Annotated in this window: 10 protein-coding genes; 9 read left to right on the top strand and 1 reads right to left on the bottom strand. The window is 43.4% G+C overall.

Features of this window, described 5'->3' with window-relative positions:
• The first annotated feature begins 4 nt into the window (after positions 1 to 4).
• The 4 genes from FN809_RS03320 (at position 5) to FN809_RS03305 (ending at position 6,910) form a co-directional block, all read left to right on the top strand.
• Positions 5 to 1,336: a SpoIID/LytB domain-containing protein gene (locus FN809_RS03320; protein WP_142532035.1), complete on the top strand. Its 1,332-nt coding sequence runs from the start codon at positions 5 to 7 to the stop codon at positions 1,334 to 1,336.
• A 224-nt stretch (positions 1,337 to 1,560) separates the two neighbouring features.
• The gene (locus FN809_RS03315; RefSeq protein WP_142532034.1) at positions 1,561 to 3,402 is read left to right on the top strand and encodes an MFS transporter; all 1,842 of its coding nucleotides are present in this window, start codon (positions 1,561 to 1,563) and stop codon (positions 3,400 to 3,402) included.
• A 625-nt stretch (positions 3,403 to 4,027) separates the two neighbouring features.
• A complete protein-coding gene (locus FN809_RS03310; RefSeq protein ID WP_142532033.1) occupies positions 4,028 to 5,536 on the top strand; it encodes a glycoside hydrolase family 10 protein in 1,509 nt (502 codons plus the stop codon).
• A gap of 264 nt (positions 5,537 to 5,800) precedes the next feature.
• Positions 5,801 to 6,910 (top strand): acyltransferase family protein, encoded by a 1,110-nt coding sequence (locus tag FN809_RS03305; protein ID WP_142532032.1) that lies wholly within the window; start codon positions 5,801 to 5,803, stop codon positions 6,908 to 6,910.
• 71 nt (positions 6,911 to 6,981) lie between these two features.
• Here FN809_RS03305 and FN809_RS03300 read toward each other — a convergent pair whose 3' ends face one another.
• Complete coding sequence (locus FN809_RS03300; RefSeq protein ID WP_142532031.1) at positions 6,982 to 8,214, bottom strand: exo-beta-N-acetylmuramidase NamZ family protein; 1,233 nt, start codon at positions 8,212 to 8,214, stop codon at positions 6,982 to 6,984.
• Between the two features lie 121 nt (positions 8,215 to 8,335).
• Between FN809_RS03300 and FN809_RS03295 the strand changes: the two genes are divergently transcribed.
• The 5 genes from FN809_RS03295 (at position 8,336) to FN809_RS03275 (ending at position 18,660) form a co-directional block, all read left to right on the top strand.
• Positions 8,336 to 9,760, top strand: a complete 1,425-nt coding sequence (locus tag FN809_RS03295) for a transglutaminase-like domain-containing protein (protein ID WP_142532030.1) — start codon at positions 8,336 to 8,338, stop codon at positions 9,758 to 9,760.
• Positions 9,761 to 10,038: 278 nt separating this feature from the next.
• The gene (locus FN809_RS03290; RefSeq protein ID WP_142532029.1) at positions 10,039 to 11,238 is read left to right on the top strand and encodes a C40 family peptidase; all 1,200 of its coding nucleotides are present in this window, start codon (positions 10,039 to 10,041) and stop codon (positions 11,236 to 11,238) included.
• A 144-nt stretch (positions 11,239 to 11,382) separates the two neighbouring features.
• Positions 11,383 to 12,525, top strand: a complete 1,143-nt coding sequence (locus tag FN809_RS03285; RefSeq protein ID WP_142532028.1) for a dipeptide epimerase — start codon at positions 11,383 to 11,385, stop codon at positions 12,523 to 12,525.
• A gap of 83 nt (positions 12,526 to 12,608) precedes the next feature.
• A complete protein-coding gene (locus FN809_RS03280; RefSeq protein WP_221929342.1) occupies positions 12,609 to 15,428 on the top strand; it encodes an FAD-binding and (Fe-S)-binding domain-containing protein in 2,820 nt (939 codons plus the stop codon).
• 148 nt (positions 15,429 to 15,576) lie between these two features.
• Positions 15,577 to 18,660 (top strand): SusC/RagA family TonB-linked outer membrane protein, encoded by a 3,084-nt coding sequence (locus FN809_RS03275; RefSeq protein WP_142532027.1) that lies wholly within the window; start codon positions 15,577 to 15,579, stop codon positions 18,658 to 18,660.
• Positions 18,661 to 18,672 lie beyond the last annotated feature (12 nt).

Raw genomic sequence — 18,672 nt, 5'->3', positions numbered from 1 at the left:
AAAAATGAATAACATACCACTTATACACGTAGGCATTCAGTTTAGGCCTGAAATTCAGTTTACCCTTAGCGGCGATTTTAAAATAGGCGACACCATCTTAACAGGAAAATGGAAGGCAGTTATGGAAGGCCACGATATAAAATTATCGAATGGTAAGCAAGAGCTGGCTTTTCCTACGGACGTGACGTTGAGTCCTGTGCATCCCGACAGTGATTTTTTTACTTTACATGCTGTAACCATAGGTATCAACTTTCATTGGGAGCGCGATGAGGATCAGTCGTTTAAAGGTGGATTAAAGCTGCTTGTTGAGGATAAGAAAATTACTGCCATCAACATGCTGTCGGTAGAGGATTATCTTATCAGCGTTATTTCCTCCGAAATGAGTGCCACCTCCTCCTTGGAACTACTAAAAGCACATGCGGTTATTTCGCGAAGCTGGTTACTGGCGCAAATACAAAAAAACAAATCATTGCAACAAAAAAAGCAGACTTATCAAACTGTGCATGAATCGGACAGCGAGTTTATAAAGTGGTACGATAGAGAGGATCATATCAATTTTGATGTGTGTGCCGATGATCATTGCCAGCGTTACCAGGGTATAACCCGCTCATCAACCAAAGCAGTGGTGGAGGCGGTTAAAGCCACTTGGGGCGAAGTACTTATGTTTGAAAAGGCCATCTGCGACACGCGCTTTTCAAAATGTTGCGGTGGAGTAGTGGAACGCTTTGAGCATGTGTGGGAACCCATTAACCATCCTTATTTGCAGACTTTTACCGATAACGATAAAAATCCCGCGGGCTTCAGTCTCAACTTAAAAAACGAAGAAGCCGCCAAAAATTGGATGCTGGGACAACCTGAAGCGTATTGTAATACCGCCGACAAAGAAGTGCTGAGTCAGGTACTTAACGATTACGATCAGGAAACCAATGACTTTTACCGTTGGACAGTGGTTTATACGCAAAGTGAAATAAGCGAACTAATAAAAGAAAGAACAGGGATTGATTTTGGTTTGATACAAGATTTAATACCTGTGGAAAGAGGCGACTCAGGACGTTTAATTAAACTACAGATTGTGGGCCATAAAAAAACTTTAACCATTGGTAAGGAGCTGGAAATAAGAAAAGCATTGTCCAAATCGCATTTGTACAGCGCTGCTTTTATTGTGCAAAAAGAGGAGCTTAAGGGCCGGATAAAGTTTGTGCTTAAAGGAGCCGGGTGGGGGCATGGCGTTGGGCTGTGCCAAATAGGAGCGGCTGTAATGGGAGCCAAAGGGTTTGCTTATAATGCCATTTTAATGCACTATTTTAGAGGCGCGGAGTTGAAAAAAAGGTATTAGCGATCAGTTCTCAGTGAACAGTAATCGGTAAATCCTTATTACACAGAGACGGCTCTTCCCTCTCCCATTTTCGGGGGGAGGGGGAAGTACCGTGCCAAAGGCGCGGGGATGGGGGTTATTCAGTAATCAGTACTTTAGCCGCAAAAAACGGCATTTCCAATATCCTAACTGTTGGCAGTTAGATAAAAGTTAAAAACAATAAAAAGCTGTTAGCTATAAAAAATATGAACAAACTAAAATCTACATCGCCCTGGGCTTGGGTGCCCACCCTTTATTTTGCCCAAGGCATACCCTACGTGGTAGTGATGACTGTTTCGGTAATCATGTACAAACGTTTGGGTGTATCTAATACGGATATAGCTCTTTACACCAGTTGGTTATATCTGCCTTGGGTTATAAAACCTTTATGGAGTCCGGTGGTCGATTTGCTTAAAACAAAGCGGTGGTGGATCATTATTATGCAATTACTCATAGGTGCCGGCTTGGCTGGTGTGGCATTAACTATCCCCGTACCCAACTTTTTTAAATTTACCTTGGCCTTTCTTTGGTTGCTGGCCTTTAGTTCTGCTACACACGATATTGCTGCCGACGGGTTTTACATGTTAGGGCTCAACGAACATAAACAAGCCTATTTTATTGGTATTCGCAGTACGTTCTATCGTATTTCGATGATAACCGGACAAGGCTTGCTCATTATTCTGGCTGGTTTTATCGAGTCTTCGTCAGGTTTAGAACCGGTGGATTTTACGGTTACAACGCAAAGCCATAAAACAGAATGGCTTGTACCTACGGATATCGACTATGGTTCGGCGCAAAACGGAGAAATGAGTTTTGTGATAGATACCGACCAAGTTGCCTTAGGAACGAATAATATAAATAAGACCAGGGCCGATGAAATAAAAGCATGGGCAAAAGCGCATAATCTCAACAATGGTTTTGTTCAGCAGGAGGCCACACTGGCCAAGGACGATTCGTGGTGGGCACGACAGGTGGCCGATCCCTTAAAGAAGACCTTGAAAGAGAAATTTGGTAAGGCCGATAAGGTAGTGAATCAGGCCGATGCACAAGGTAATATTGCCGTAATCGGAATTCGCCTTTCCACCTCGCCCGGGGAGGGAGAAACGGTGGTGCTTAACATGGATCGTAACAAAGGAGCCAAAGATTTATCGCTGATAGAAGGGCAGCGCCTGACTTTTACAGCGGATAATTGGAATAAAAATGCCCAGGTGCTCATTCAGGTCGATCCTAAACAGCAAGGAGTGGTGTCCACAAGCTTCAGAGGCTTGTCGGGAAATATTCCACTGGCGTGGTCGGTCACTTTTTTTGTGCTGGCCGGTTTGTTTGTTACTTTTTTAATTTACCATCGTTTTATTTTGCCAAAGCCGGCGGGCGATAGGCCTGTATCGCAAGGAAGCAGCATGTTTAAAGAGTTTGGACAAACCTTTGTGTCGTTCTTTAAAAAAGATAATATTGGTATGGCCATGCTTTTTATACTGGTTTTCCGCCTGGGCGAGAGCCAGCTCGTAAAATTAGCATCTCCCTTTTTGTTAGATGCCAAAGAAATTGGTGGCCTGGGTTTAACCACGGGCGATGTGGGACTGATTTATGGTACCATAGGCATCCTCTTTTTAACGCTCGGCGGTATCCTGGGTGGTTGGGTAGCCTCGCGTCAGGGACTTAAATATTGGATTTTCTGGATGACATTGGCTATTAACCTTCCTAATCTTACTTATGTATATCTATCCTTTTATATGCCCGAGAGTATGTGGTTGATAGCATCCAGCGTGGCGGTGGAGCAGTTTGGTTATGGCTTTGGCTTTACGGCTTTTATGCTCTACTTGATTTATTTTTCGCAGGGAAAAAGCAAAACAGCACATTACGCCATCTGTACCGGTTTTATGGCCTTGGGTATGATGATTCCCGGAATGGTATCGGGCTGGCTGCAAGAAATTATCGGTTATCAAAATTTCTTTATCTGGGTGATGATATGTACCATACCTAGTTTTGTGGTTATCAAATTCCTAAAAATAGATCCTACCTTTGGGATAAAAAAAGCAGAGGAATAAAAAAAACTGAATCAAAAAGGCGCGGAGTACACTAATGAATATTTAGAAATGCGATTGAAAAATATTGAAATAACTAGTGTTTCACTGTGTTCTTAGGTGCTTAGGTGACAACTAACGAAAGCTCGGCACTACCTGTCCCGAGCTCCTCCTCGGGAGGCTATGTTAACGATAATTAATTGCAGTTTTTTGTTGTTTTTTTGAATATAGAGTTGTTTGATGTGGACGGGACTGGCCTCCTGATAAATATTATTGGGCTCAAGGCGCTGCCTTAGTAAGACCGGGAAGCTCCGAACACGTTCGGAGATCACCCGGCCGCACTTAGGTAGCGTAAAGAGACAGATGATATTTTTCGGGCAGCCTTCAATTACTTTGCTTACTTTCTTGTTTCAAGACAAGAAAGTAGCAGCCACTCCGGCTTTAGGAGGGTGGAGAGGACTAAATAAGTAAAAATGTTTCAAGTGATTGATTACTCTAATAATTCGGCCGTACCCCTTCCCAGCAGAGCCGCCTCCGCTAAATGACGGAGGCTTTTGCCGCAGCGGTAAACTTAGTGATTTAGTGGTTAAATTTTTATTTCCAATACTTAATACATAATCTTGTAATCTGTAATCCATATCTTCAAATAATGAAAAATAAAATACACATCATCCTGAGTATCTGCTTGTTTTTCGGAATCAATATCTTCGGCAAAGACTATCCTAAAAGGGAGATGCGGGCGGTTTGGATCGCATCAGTGGCCAATATCGACTGGCCTTCAAAAGCGGGTCTAACTGTTGATTTGCAAAAGCAGGAGATGGAAGAATTGCTCGATCTGGCCAAAGAATACAGAATGAATACTGTTATCTTTCAGATACGTCCCGCTACGGATGCCTTATATTATTCCTCCTTAGAGCCTTGGTCGCAATGGCTCACCGGGGTGCAGGGCACAGCGCCCGATCCGCTTTACGATCCGCTTCAATTTACGGCAGAGCAATGCAAAAAGCGTGGTCTGGATCTCCATGTGTGGCTCAACCCTTATCGTGCCGTGGCCGATACCCTGCGGAGTTCCGTTTCCGAAAATCATCCCATCAGGCAGCATCCGGAGTGGTTTGTAAAGTATGGGAAAACAGCTTATTTTAACCCGGGACTACCCGAAACGCGAAATCATGTGGCAAAAGTGGTAGCTGATATTGTCCGGCGATATGATGTAGACGCGATTCACTTCGACGATTATTTTTATCCTTATCGTATTGCCAATAAAGAGTTTCCCGACCAGGCTGCTTTTGAGATGCATCCCAGAGGTTTTACACCCGATAAAAAAGAGGACTGGCGCAGAGACAATGTAAACCTGATTATAAAACAGCTAAACGATACCATTAAATCCATTAATCCTCATGTAGAGTTTGGAATATCACCTTTCGGTGTTTGGCGTAATCAACATATCGATCCCAGTGGTTCGGCAACAAGAGCCGGGCAAACCAATTACGACGATTTGTATGCCGATATATTAAAATGGCAAAAAGAAGGCTGGATTGATTATGTGACCCCTCAGATTTATTGGCACATTGGCATGGAAGTGGCTGATTATGCCATCATAGCCGATTGGTGGAGTAAGAATGCCTACGGTTGCCTGGTTTATACCGGTCAGGCATTTTACAAGCTGAATAAAAAATCAAAAGTAAGAGCCTGGCGATCGCCAAAGCAAATAGAAAAACAAATTAAACTCAACAGAACCATTCCTAATATTGGAGGCAGCATGTATTTTAGTGCCAAATCCATGAGGCATAATCCTTTGAAGTTGAAGGAGAGAATGACCAAAAAAGTGTACAAGTACGAGGCTTTACCTCCTGTAAATTTGCGTATTGAGCAGGTTGTAGCAGAAGCACCCACCAATGCTAGGATGAACGTGGAGAAGGGTAAAATACATTTGCAATGGGAAGCTGGTAAAAACAACAAGTATTTTGTGCTGTATAAATTCAGAAAAGGAAAACCGGCCAGTATCGAAAATGCAGAAAACATTGTACGGGTGACGGGACAAAATAGTATTATTGGCGAAATAAACCGGTTTACCCATCCCGATAAATATTATTACATGGTAACAGGGGTGAGCAAAACCAATCAGGAGTCGGTAAGCGTATTTTTTAGGCAAGAGTAGTTGCAGGGCAAGGGCGTACTCGCATGATGGGCGTAAAGCGAATGGCAAATAGCATAGCGTGCAGAGTGTAGCGTAATGAGAAACAGAAATAAGATAGAAATAATGGCCATTAAACATTGTAGGCTCGCAGACCTGTTGGGGTTATTAGAAGTCCGGATAGAACAAGGCAGCAAAGCGAGGTGTTTAGGTAACCTCCTGATACTTGATACTCACATCTTTATACTTTATACTTGATACTCACATATTAACATTAATTTTAAACAAATGAAAAAAACTGAGCGCTATCTAGCCCTCGATGTGCTGCGGGGCATTACAGTAGCCGGAATGATAATGGTAAATACACCCGGTAGCTGGTCGTATGTGTATCCGCCATTGCGGCATGCTCAATGGCACGGCTGTACTCCTACCGATTTGGTATTTCCCTTTTTCCTCTTTGTAGTAGGGGTTTCGGTGTTCTTTTCCTTCCAAAAATACGGGAATACGTTAAATAAAACATCTTTGCTCAAAGTGGGCAAACGGACTGCGTTGATATTTGCCATCGGCTTATTTCTGAATTCTTTTCCGCAATGGCAAATGGAGCTGCCCACGCTACGTATCATGGGGGTGCTTCAGCGTATTGCCCTTGCCTATGGCATTGGGGCTATATTGGTGCTGTCGCTGAGATTTAAACCTTTGATCATGGTTTCCGGTGGCTTGCTTCTGCTTCATTGGGCTTTGCTTTATTTCCTGGGTGGTGACAGCCCGTACAGTTTAGCGCAAAATGCTACCATCCCCTTCGATACCTTTATCTTGGGCGAAGCACATCTGTATGGAGGCTTTGGTATACCCTTCGACCCCGAAGGACTGTTCAGTACCTTGTCGGCGGTGGTTACCGTGATAGTAGGTTATGCTGTGGGGCATATGATAAAGGCATCTACTAAAAAACAGTTGCCCATACGCTTGTTGTTGGTTGGTGGAACCTTGGCTCTGGCCGGTTGGCTCTGGGGTTTTATCCTGCCCATCAATAAACCCATATGGACTGGCTCCTATGTGCTCTATACAGGTGGACTGGCAACTGTATTCCTTGGTTTACTGGTATGGGTGATTGATGTGCGAGGCTATAAAAAATGGACTTCCTTTTTCGTGGTCTTCGGCATGAACCCGCTGTTTATATATGCCTTCTCAGGTTTATGGGCCAGGATTCTAGGCCGTGTGATTAAAGTAACAACAGAAACAGGGGAATCTGTACCGGCATCCCACGCCCTTTACAATAATATTTTTGTACCCCTGGCCGGTAATATGAATGGCTCCCTGTTTTATGCCCTTACTCATATCGTATTTTTCTGGTTTTTAGGTTGGATACTTTATAAAAAGAAGATATTTATTAAAGTGTGAGTTGGTTGAGGCGGTCTGATACCAACACTTATTCCGGGTGCTACCTGAAGTTGCACCCGGAGTTCACTCTTTTACTTATACAAAAAATATTTTTCGGCTGTTTTTTTAAACGCATCGATATCTTTATACCACATCTGCTCTATATCGCTTACCAGCCATCTTTTGGTAAAGTTTTTCCTTACTTTATCGCTTCCGCACACTTTATCAAACATCAGCAACCGCGATGGGTCGCACAATTCAAATACATTGTGCGCCGGCCATAGTTTATGCGCCTCCTGTAACACATAAAATTGTAAGAGTGATAAGGGGGCTTTTCCGTAATCGGTAAAATGTACCTGCACCCCATGTACCATGGTGCCCTTTGATACGCTATAATATGGTTTAAAATGAACGGGCCGAAAAATGACACCAGGCAAATGTAAGTTGTTCAGGTTGTTGGCCAGACTGTCGGCATCAAAATGTTCGGCTGCAAATAACTGAAAGGGCAGGGTGTAGCCAACACCAATGCTGTACACGTAAAGCTCACCCAATATACCCGAAACAGGATAAAAGAACGATGAGTTGGCATGAGGGATGTGGGGTGAGGAAGGAACCCAGGGTAAATTAGTATCCACAAAGTTCATAGCGCGTTTCCATCCCTCCATCTGTATCACTGTTAAATCGCACTTTACTTTATTGTTGAGATGCCCCTCGTTATTCAGGAATAGAGCCAGTTCGCCTACGGTTAAACCATGTACATAAGGTATCTCAAACTGGCTCACAAAAGATATAAACCCGGGTTCGGTGACAACACCTTCCATTTTTAAACCGCCCAGGGGATTGGGTCTGTCCAGTATCACCATCTTAATATTGTTTTCGGCTGCTGCCTCCATGGCCAATCCCAAGGTACTGATATACGTGTAAGAGCGTGAGCCGATGTCCTGAATGTCATAAACCAGCACATCAATACCTTTGAGCATCTCGGGGTTTGGCTTTTTATTTTTGCCATAGAGGCTGTACACGGGTAAGCCGGTTTTGGGGTCGGTAAAAAACTCCACCAGGTCGCCCGCCGCATAATCTCCGCGTACCCCGTGTTCCGGACCATAAAGTGCCTTGAGCTGAACTTCTGGGGCGTTATACAAAATATCCACCGTAGAGATTAAGTTGTGATCAACGCCGGTAGGATTGGTGATCAGGCCCACATTACGCCCTTTCAGTATGTCAAAGCTATTGTTTCGCAGTGCTTCGATTCCTGTTTTAACGCTTTGGGCATTGGTTGTTGCAATCAATAATAATGAAAGACAAATAAGTGCGATTTTTTTCATATACGTATATAAATAATAAAAAAGAATAATAGATTGAAATAAAACTATAATTTTTACATTTGTAAGATGTAGTACAAATATAAACCCAATATCTAATCAATTCCAAATAAAGATACCTACTATGTTTTTTCAAGCTGCATTTTTTAAATCTGTTGTTGTATTAAGTATAGTTGGATTTATTTTTTTTGTTAATAAATATCAAAATGGTAAAATAAATTGGAAGCAGGCCGACATTTGGCTCGAGGCAGGGGATTTTACGAAGTTACGGGAATGGACGGCTTGGATAAAAGAAAAAAATGTAATCCACGGTAAAATATGGTTTAAAGCCGACTCGCTGGAACAAATAGCCCATAGAATAGAATTGGATTTTACCCTCGACGAGGCTGCTGTGGATAAGCTGTTGCACAAACAATGGGGCAGTGTGGATGCTACCGAAAAGAAAAAATGGGAAGAAGACCGTCTTTTGGAATATAGATATATCGATGGAGAAAAAAGGTATTTTAAGCGGGCGGTTTCCAATTTAAAACTATTGTTAAACAGGGGGGGCTTGATTACCGATTCGCTGGCAAGCTTTTGCCTCGAACATACCCGGCGGGTAATGAAGGCAACTAAATTAAATGGGCAGCCGGTACTTCCGCAAACTTTTAGTGTTGAATTTTCCCTTCGTGTTAATACCAATGCCGTACCGAACGGTGAAGAAATAAGATGCTGGCTACCTTTTCCTAAGGAATCCCATGCAAGGCAAACGCAGGTTCAATTCGTGTGGGCTTCGGAGAAAAATTATCATGTATCTAAGTCTGCAAATACCCACCGCACCATTTATATGTCCGCGAGAGCGCAAAAGGATAGGGAAACTGTTTTTAGGGTTCGATTCAAATTTACAACGCTGGCGCAGTATTTTCAATTAAGCAACGATAAGCTTAAGGCTTATGACGAAAACTCGGAGTTATATAAAAAGTATACCGCTGAACAATATCCGCATATTGTATTCAGCAACAGGATAAAGAAATTATCCGATAGTATTGTGGGAAACACCAAAATACCCCATGAGAAAGTCCGTAAACTCTATTATTGGATAGACGATAACATACCCTGGGCCGGTGCGCTCGAATACGGGACAATACCTTGCATTCCCCAATACGTCCTGGACCATAAAAAAGGGGACTGTGGTATGCAGACCCTTTTATTTATGGCAATGGCAAGGTATCAGGGGGTGCCGGTGAAGTGGCAAAGCGGATGGATGATGCATCCCCGCAATATTAACCTGCACGACTGGTGCGAAGTGTATTATCAGGGCGTGGGCTGGGTGCCCTTGGATAATTCATTCGGCTTGCAAAACACCGATAACACTCAACTTAAGGATTTTTATATTTCGGGAATGGATGCTTATCGTTTGATAATAAACGATGGGATAGGGGCAGCTTTGGAACCGGCCAAAAAATATCTACGCAGCGAGCCCTGGGACTTTCAACGGGGCGAAGTGGAATGGGCCGGCGGTAACTTGTATTTTGACCAGTGGAATTACAGCATGCAGGTGTTGAACTAAAAGAAGCCCACTTCATTACTCTATGCCGAATAAGGGAATGTGAAAAGGCTTATTGAGCACTCTGGCAATTGGATGGGCGAAGGGTGAAAGGCTTGCGATAAGCAAGGGCTATTCCCTGTTTATAACAGGCAAGGCTTTTCCTTTTGTAGGGACTATAAGATTATCCTTGCGGAGGCTCCTGCTATTTACATCCATTTCTTCACAATTCCTTAAAATTTGTTTGTATTTGTTAAGACATTTTTTACATTTGACATCTGTAAGATGTAATACAACATACGATGGCGATACAGATTATCAAATATTATTTTATTTCCGCTTTAATCCTTTTGTTTATGGGGTGTGCAAGCCATGTTAACAAAAGCACAATTGAAGTAGAAAGGGTAAAGAGTAAATATATTGCAGACAATAGGGTAAGCCTTTTTGATGTTAATCTTAGCAAAAACGACAAAGGCGTCCTTATTGTAAGCGGTGAAACCACGGTGCCGGATGCCAAAACGGAGCTTATATCTTCTCTGCAAAAAAATAACATCGCTCTTATCGACAGTTTAACTGTTCTGCCTGATGTAAATCGGGTGCAGCAACTTTGGGCTTTGGTTACGGTGAGTGTGGCCAACCTTCGCGATAAACCTTATCACGCGGCACAACTGGTGTCCCAAATTATCATGGGCACCCCGGTTAAAGTACTTAAGGAGCAAGGGGCTTGGGTGCTCATCCAGTGCCCCGACAGGTACATAGCCTGGACTAACGCATCTTCTCTGCATTTTTTAAGCGATCTGGAGTTTGCCAAATGGAAAATTACCCAACGTGCTGTGCTGAAAAGAGATGCCTGGATGTTAGCGTTTGATGGTAAGAGAGTTTCAGATCTGGTGGCCGGAAGTATTGTGCAGATAGTAAGCGATAGCAGTGAATTTTCAAAAGTAGCCCTCCCCGACGGTAGGTGGGGTTACCTAGCAAGAAACAGTTTCCGGCATTTCGACCAATGGACGAATCAAACCCGGTTGAAAAAAGATAAATTGGTAGAGACAGCCTTTACGTTTTTTGGCTTACCTTACCTGTGGGGTGGTACTTCTTCTAAAGGGCTTGATTGTAGCGGTTTGATGAAAAATATTTATTTTTTGAACGGATATATATTAGCTCGCGACGCATCGCAGCAAGTTAAGTATGGATTAAATGTAAATACAGACCTTGCCAAACTCCATGCAGGTGACCTCTTGTTTTTTGGCAACGCCAAATCAAAAAAAGTAACGCATGTGGGGATGTACATCGGCGATACCGAATTTATCCATGCTTCTGCGCGGGTGATGGTAAATAGCCTCGACTCGGTCCGTCCTAATTTTAGTACGTATCGTGCAGATACATGGCTGTATGCGCGTAGATATGTGGGGCAAGCTGTGCAGGATGGATTAATACCCGTGGGTAGCCATTCCTGGTATGTAAATACAGATGGTGCCGGGAGTGCGACTCTCACAATACCATAAATGTAACGCCAGGGTGAAGGATAACCCAATATTTTTGGATGGGGTAGCAAGAGGAAGTAAATAGAATTAAGATAGTGTAATATTCCTGATGCTTTGGCAATGCCATGTCGAACAGCGTTGGGAGAAGGCTTAATAAAGACAGAAATGACCAACAGACGACAATTTATTAAAAATACCGGTTTAATGGCTGGTGTAACCCTGATTGGATCTACTATAAAAGCATGCGATAATATTGATAAGCGTGCTGTAAAAACTGCTGATGAAACCATGAAACTGTCCTATACCGCTTACGATATTCAAATGAAACATGTTTTTACCATCGCTTCAAGTTCCCGAAGCACTACACCCGTGATGTTGGTTCAGGTGGAATATGACGGCGTAATCGGATATGGCGAGGCAGCCATGCCCCCTTACCTGGGCGAGTCGCACCTAACGGCGGCCAAATTTTTGGAGCAGGTAAACCTTAGTCAGTTCAGTAGTCCTTTTTTGCTTGAAGATATATTGGACTATATTGAAAATATAAAACCCGGCAACTATGCGGCCAAAGCATCGGTAGATATTGCGCTGCACGACTTGTTGGGGAAGCTGCTTAATGAACCACTGCATAAACTATGGGGCTTAAACCCTGAAAAAACACCCAATACAAGTTTTACTATTGGTATAGACCATCGGGAGGTGGTGAGGAAGAAAGTTAAGGAGGCATCAGCTTATAATATTTTAAAAGTGAAGCTGGGCAAAGGCAATGATAAGGCAATGATTGAAACTATTCGCTCGGTTAGCGATGTGCCTTTATGCGTGGATGTGAATCAGGGATGGAAAGATAAACACGAAGCCTTGGATTTGATCTATTGGCTCAAAGAAAAAGGGGTGCTGTTTGTGGAACAGCCCATGCCGAAGTCTAAAGAAGGAAGAGACGATATGGCATGGCTTACTCAAAATAGCCCGCTGCCCACTATTGCCGATGAGGCGCTGCAAACCGTCGCCGACGTGCTGCCCTTAAAAGGTGTTTACTCAGGTATCAACATTAAACTGATGAAATGTGGCGGACTCCGGGCAGCCCGTAAAATGATAACTATTGCCAGAGCCTTGGATATGAAAGTGATGATAGGATGCATGACAGCAACCTCCTGCCCCATATCGGCAGCCGCACAGCTTTCTCCCTTAGTAGATTGGGCCGACCTGGATGGAAACCTGCTTATATCTAACGATGTGTACCAGGGGCTTAAAGTGGTGAAAGGCAAAATTACATTAAATAATAAACCCGGTATTGGCGTAATAAAATTGTAGCTGCTGTATGTGCTAAAGCTTTATGTAAGAGGAGTAGAAAGGTTTCTTTGTAAGGGTTTTAAATAAAAGATGAGTATCTAATAATGATAAAAAAATTAAAAATAAAACTGCAAGACGTACTGCCACCGAAACAAATCTACGATCAATATATCGATAGACTGGCAAAGGGCACCGATGCAGGTTTTTATCGACTCATACCGCAACTGGTAGTAGTGGCCAACAGCGAAGAGGAAATCATAAAGATACTTGAGCTCACGCACTCCATGAATATCCCGGTGACCTTTAAGGCCGCCGGAACCAGTTTGAGCGGACAAACCATAAGCGATGCTGTTTTAATAGAGATAGGTCCCGACTTTAACAAATATAAGATTGAGAAAGAGGGGGCAAAAATAGTTTTGCAACCCGGTGTAAGGGGAGGCTTTGCCAACTTGCAACTGGCCAAATACGGATATAAAATCGGTCCCAGTCCGGCATCCATCAATGCGGCTAAAATTGGCGGTATTGTAGCCAATAATGCCAGCGGTGCCAGTTATGGAATTGTTACCAACAGTTACAATACCATCCAGTCTATGCGTATCGTTATGGTCGATGGTACGGTGCTGGATACCGCTTGTGATGAGAGTAAACGCGAATTTAAAACTAGCCATGCACATCTGCTTCGGGAAATAGCAGAAATAAAGCAGCAGATAGTACGCTCACCCCAATTGTTAGAAAAAATTAAGCACAAATACCTCATAAAAAATACCACAGGTTATGGTATGAATTCCTTTTTAGACTTTGACGATTCGGTGGATATTATTGCTCATTTAATGGTGGGTTCCGAAGGAACGCTTGGTTTTATATCAGAGCTAAGCTTTAATACCATTAAAGATAATTCCGAAAAAACATGCGTCCTCTTGTTTTTGCCCGATATTAAAGAGGCTGCCAAAACAATTATTCCCTTACGGCAATGCAAGGTGAGTGCTGCCGAATTGATGGATCGCAACGCGCTTAGAGCCGTGGAAGAGGTAGAGGGACTTCCTGCACTATTAAAGGATTTACCTCAGGGTGCAACAGCTTTATTGGTGGAAACATCAGCAGAAAGTAAGGCGCAACTGCTACTGCAAAAGCAAGAAATTATAGAAAAACTGGTAGATATACATACTTTATTCCCAATCTCTTTTACCGATAATGCCAGGGATTACAATACCTATTGGAAAGTGCGCAAAGGGCTTTTTACTTCGGCCGCTGCAACACGGCCCAACGGAACTACTTGTATCATCGAAGATGTAACCTTTCCCGGCGACCGCCTGGAAGAGGCTTTGCCTGCCATACAGCAACTCATGGAGGAGCACGGATACAAAGATTCGGTAACCTGGGGCCATTTGCTCGATGGCAATATCCACTTTTTGCTTATGCCCGACTTTGAGAAACAAGGGCAGCTGCAAAACTACAAAGCGTTTATGAACAAGCTGGTATATCTGGTGGTAGATAGGTTTAACGGTAGCTTAAAAGGGGAACATGGTACCGGGCGCAATATGGCACCTTTTGTAGAATATGAGTGGGGAAGCGAGATTTATGAGCTGATGAAGAAAGTGAAGGCAGCCTTCGATCCAAAAAATATATTGAACCCCGGCGTACTCATTAACGACGATCCTGAGGTTTACGTAAAAAATATCAAACCTTTGCCCCTGGCACATCCCATCATCGATACTTGTATTGAGTGTGGTTTTTGTGAAAGTAGCTGTCCCTCGCAAAATTTAACACTGACACCGCGCCAACGCATTGCCGTGTTTCGTGCCATGACGAATAACCAGGCCATTGATTCGCGACAGTTGAAGGAATTGCACAAAGCCTATCGTTATAAAGGCGATGAGAGCTGCGCCACCGACGGGCTATGTGCACTCAACTGCCCGGTAGGAATTGATACAGGTAAAATGATTAAAGAGCTGCGCTTTAAACAAAAAACTAAATTCGCCAGGCGTATGGCCGGTTTTATGGCCAATCACTTTGCGCAACTTACTAACATAGCACGCCATGTCTTGAATGGAGTGCATGTTTTGCATCGTTTATTGCCCACCCCTGTGATGCAAGCCGGCGGTATGGCCTTACATAAAATATCAGGCAGAAGCATACCACTTTGGAATCGGAATATGCCTATAGGAGCACCACAGGTGAATACCGGTAGCAATCTTGAATCTCCTGATAAAGTGCTGTACTTTCCGTCCTGCATCAATCGCATGTTCGGAAATGATAGCAGTAATAGAGAGGAGGCAGCCCTATCTCAGCTTACCCAACAGCTCTTGCAAAAAGCAGGGTATCAAATCATCTATCCCGATAATATAAATAAGCTATGCTGCGGTATGGCCTTCGATAGCAAAGGCTTTAAGCGGGAGGGTGAAAATAAGTTGCATGAGCTCGAAAAGGCACTTCTTACTGCCTCACAGAAGGGCGATATTCCCGTGCTCTGTGACATGAGTCCCTGTTTATACAGAATGAAAGAGCGGATGGATAAGAAATTGAAACTTTACGAACCGATTGCTTTTACCTTAGATTATTTAAAGGATAAATTGGCATTTACGCAGCAAAACGAAACGGTGATGGTGCATTCTACGTGCAGCTCCACTAAAATGGGTCTCAACGACAAGTTGGTGCAGCTGGCACAACTTTGTGCTACCGAAGTAATCAATCCTGAAAAAACGGGCTGTTGCGGATGGGCCGGCGACAAAGGCTTTAATCTGCCGGCACTAAATACCAGTGCCCTCAAATATTTAAAAGACGAAGTGCCCGCGCGTGCAGTGGCTGGATACAGCACCAGTCGCACTTGCGAAATTGGCCTGTCACTTCACAGCGGACTGAATTACCAATCGATTTTATTTTTAGTGGACAAGGCCACGGTGAGAAATGAAATAGAAATAAACTAAATACAAATTAAATTTACTATGAAAGATGAATGTTTAATGAGGTTTTCAAAGTTCTTGGTTTTTTTTGAACAAGATGTTGGATTTAAAAGGTCAAGGCTTTTTGTGATTAAAATAAAAATCAATTACTAATTAATTAAAACTAAAGTCAATGAAAAAGAATCTATTAATTTTATTCGTACTGTGTTGGTTTCCCCTTTTGGGTCAGGCCCAAACCAATACGGTAACAGGAGTGGTAAAGGATCAGGATAATCTACCTTTACCCGGCGTAAGCGTTGTATTAAAAAGTGATGCCACCATAGGAACCATTACCGATGTGAACGGTAAATATACAATCAACACCTCGCCCAACGATGTACTTATTTTCCGTTTTATCGGAATGAAAAGCCAGGAAGTAGCTGTCAATGGCAGAACAACCATCAACGTAATGCTGCAAGCCGATTTTGTTGGCTTGGATGAGGTAATAGCCGTTGGTTATGGTGTGCAAAAAAAGAGCGATATTACTGGTGCAGTGGCTACCGTAGATGCTGAGGTGCTTCAGAACCAGCCCGTGTCCAGTGCGGCTACCATGCTGCAGGGACGTGCTTCCGGAGTAATGGTAACCCAAACATCGGGTGCACCCGGTGCGGGACTTTCCGTGAGGGTTAGAGGTACCGGTACAGTGAATAATTCATCTCCTTTGTATGTGGTAGATGGTATATTGCTTGACGATATATCCCATATCAACCCCAGCGACATCGGTAGTATGGAGGTGCTAAAAGATGCATCCGCCACGGCCATATACGGCTCGCGTGGAGCCAACGGTGTTATTCTGATCCAAACAAAAAAAGGTGCTACAGAAGATGTCGCTGTGCATATTGAGCTAATGAGTGGCTTGCAGCAAGCCTGGACAGAACCGGATTTGATGAACTCAAAAGATTGGCTCGAAACATACAACAAAGCGCAAACCAATGCAGCGGCATTTACAGGATCATCGGCTTATAAACCTTTGGAATTATTGCCCCCGTCGGATGATGTAAACAGAACCACCGACTGGTTCGATGAAGTAACACGCGTGGGTAAGGTGCATAAAGCCAATGTGAGTTTTTCCAGGGGCGATGAGCAAGCAAATACCATGGTTAGTGTGGGGTACTTTAAAAACGAAGGTATCATTCTTAATTCAGCATATGAGAGGTTCAATGCCCGCTTAAACAACAATTACAGCATGGGTGAAATGTGGAAGGCGGGGTTTAATGTTTCGATATCCAATACAAGTACCGATCAGGTAACAGGCAACGCTATCAGTGGTATTTTAACGTTGGCCCAGCGTGTTGATCCCATAACACCGGTATATCAGGAGTCGGGAGAGTTTGCATCCACACCGTATTCTGATTTGCGTAACCCTGTAGGACAGCTAAATAGAGATGTTAGAGAAAATGAATATTTGCGTGTTTTGGCCAATTCGTACTTACAGATTGAACCAATAAACAATCTATTTATAAAAACCTCGCTCAGTTTAAACTTAGGCAGATCAAAAGAAAAAACATACTTGCCTACTTATGATTATGGTGCCGATTTAAACAGTACCAACAGCATTTCAAAAACCAGCCGGGAGTTCAATGGTTATCTAAGCGAAAATACCGTTAATTATATTTTTGACATTAACGATAACCACAATTTTAGTGTGTTGGCCGGTTTTACAGCCGAAAAAAATCTGTCGGAATATATAGGCGCGTCCCGAAACAACATTCCCAATGATAGCGAAGAACTTCAATATATTTCGGCATCGCTCGACAAAGAGAGCACCGATGCCTGGAATTCGGGTGTAGATACCAGAATGTATTCTTATTTGGCCAGGGTAAATTACGATTATGCGGGTAAGTATTTTCTAACAGCATCGGTTCGTAGGGATGGATCTTCGGTTTTTGGCCCCAACAAACGCTTCGGTAATTTCCCCTCTGCTTCGGCAGGTTGGAGGTTGAGGAACGAAAGTTTTATGGATTTTATTCCGAAAAATGTGGTGAACCGTATAAAAGTGAGAGCAGGATGGGGGAGAGTAGGTAATGCTAAAATAGATCCTTACTCCTTTGCTTCTACCATCCAGAGTAGTGATAGCCGCTTAGAATACAGTTATGTGTTTAGCGATGCCGAGTATGCCGGTGGTGCACCGGTAAAAATGGCCAATCCTAACATACAGTGGGAAACCGTACAATCGACAAATATAGGTCTCGATCTGGCTTTCCTTAACGATAAAGTGAGCTTGTCGGTCGATTATTTTTCCAAGGAAACCAAGGACATGCTTGTTGAGGTGCCACTTCCGGAGTATGCCGGGTATGACGGTAGCCCTTTTGTGAATGCAGGAACTGTGGAAAATAAGGGTATTGAATTGGATTTGGGTTATCGTGGCACCATAGGCAACGATCTCAAGTTTAGGGTAAATCTAAACGCTTCGCACGTCGATAATGAGGTGACTTCGCTGGGTGGTGGTGTACCCATTATAGATGGGAGCGTTAGTCTGGTGGGTAGTGTTACCCGTACAGCAGAGGGATTGCCCATCGGTTCGTTTTATGGATACCAGGTGGAAGGCGTGTTTCAGTCCGCTGCAGAGGTGGCGGCAAGTGCACAAAAATCAGAACCGATTGGGGCGGGTGACTTCCGCTTTAAAGACCAATGGACCGACAAAGACGGCGATGGCGTAATGGAAGAACCAGACGGGGTAATCAACGGCGACGACCGTACAATGATTGGTGACCCAAATCCGGATTGGTTTTACGGACTGAATATCGATTTAAATTATAAGAATTGGGATTGCACGATGTTCTTTCAGGGCGTGCAGGGCAACGACATATTCAATGGATTTAAATATTATAACTATGCCGATATCAAACGCTTTGCTTTGGCTAACGACTACAAAAATCACTGGACAGCACAAAACAAATCAAACACGATGTTCGGATTGAACGCCGCTACCGTTGAAGATAATCTGGTGGCCTCGGATTTTTATGTGGAGGACGGTTCTTATTTGCGACTTAAAAACTTTCAGTTGGGTTATACTTTTCGTAACCTATTGCCCAGTATGTCTGGCTTAAGGGTGTATTTCTCCGGTCAAAACCTGCTTACTTTTACGGGTTATTCAGGTCTCGATCCGGAAATTGGCGCATCAAGTTCCAATGCCCCTTCTTTAACCCAGGGTATCGATTACGGAACTTATCCGCAAGCAAGGGTGTTTTCAATTGGTGCTAGCTTAACATTTTAACCTTTTACAACA

It is taken from the genome of Saccharicrinis carchari (assembly GCF_900182605.1).
GTDB lineage: Bacteria > Bacteroidota > Bacteroidia > Bacteroidales > Marinilabiliaceae > Saccharicrinis > Saccharicrinis carchari.
Note: the sequence above shows the minus strand (reverse complement) of the source record. Positions and strands in the feature narration are given on the sequence as shown.

Bases quoted from the DNA above. Each gene is read 5' to 3' on its own strand.
- FN809_RS03320 (WP_142532035.1), top strand. From the start codon at position 5: ATGAATAACATACCACTTATACACGTAGGCATTCAGTTTAGGCCTGAA.
- FN809_RS03315 (WP_142532034.1), top strand. From the start codon at position 1,561: ATGAACAAACTAAAATCTACATCGCCCTGGGCTTGGGTGCCCACCCTT.
- FN809_RS03310 (WP_142532033.1), top strand. From the start codon at position 4,028: ATGAAAAATAAAATACACATCATCCTGAGTATCTGCTTGTTTTTCGGA.
- FN809_RS03305 (WP_142532032.1), top strand. From the start codon at position 5,801: ATGAAAAAAACTGAGCGCTATCTAGCCCTCGATGTGCTGCGGGGCATT.
- FN809_RS03300 (WP_142532031.1), bottom strand. From the start codon at position 8,214: ATGAAAAAAATCGCACTTATTTGTCTTTCATTATTATTGATTGCAACA.
- FN809_RS03295 (WP_142532030.1), top strand. From the start codon at position 8,336: ATGTTTTTTCAAGCTGCATTTTTTAAATCTGTTGTTGTATTAAGTATA.
- FN809_RS03290 (WP_142532029.1), top strand. From the start codon at position 10,039: ATGGCGATACAGATTATCAAATATTATTTTATTTCCGCTTTAATCCTT.
- FN809_RS03285 (WP_142532028.1), top strand. From the start codon at position 11,383: ATGACCAACAGACGACAATTTATTAAAAATACCGGTTTAATGGCTGGT.
- FN809_RS03280 (WP_221929342.1), top strand. From the start codon at position 12,609: ATGATAAAAAAATTAAAAATAAAACTGCAAGACGTACTGCCACCGAAA.
- FN809_RS03275 (WP_142532027.1), top strand. From the start codon at position 15,577: ATGAAAAAGAATCTATTAATTTTATTCGTACTGTGTTGGTTTCCCCTT.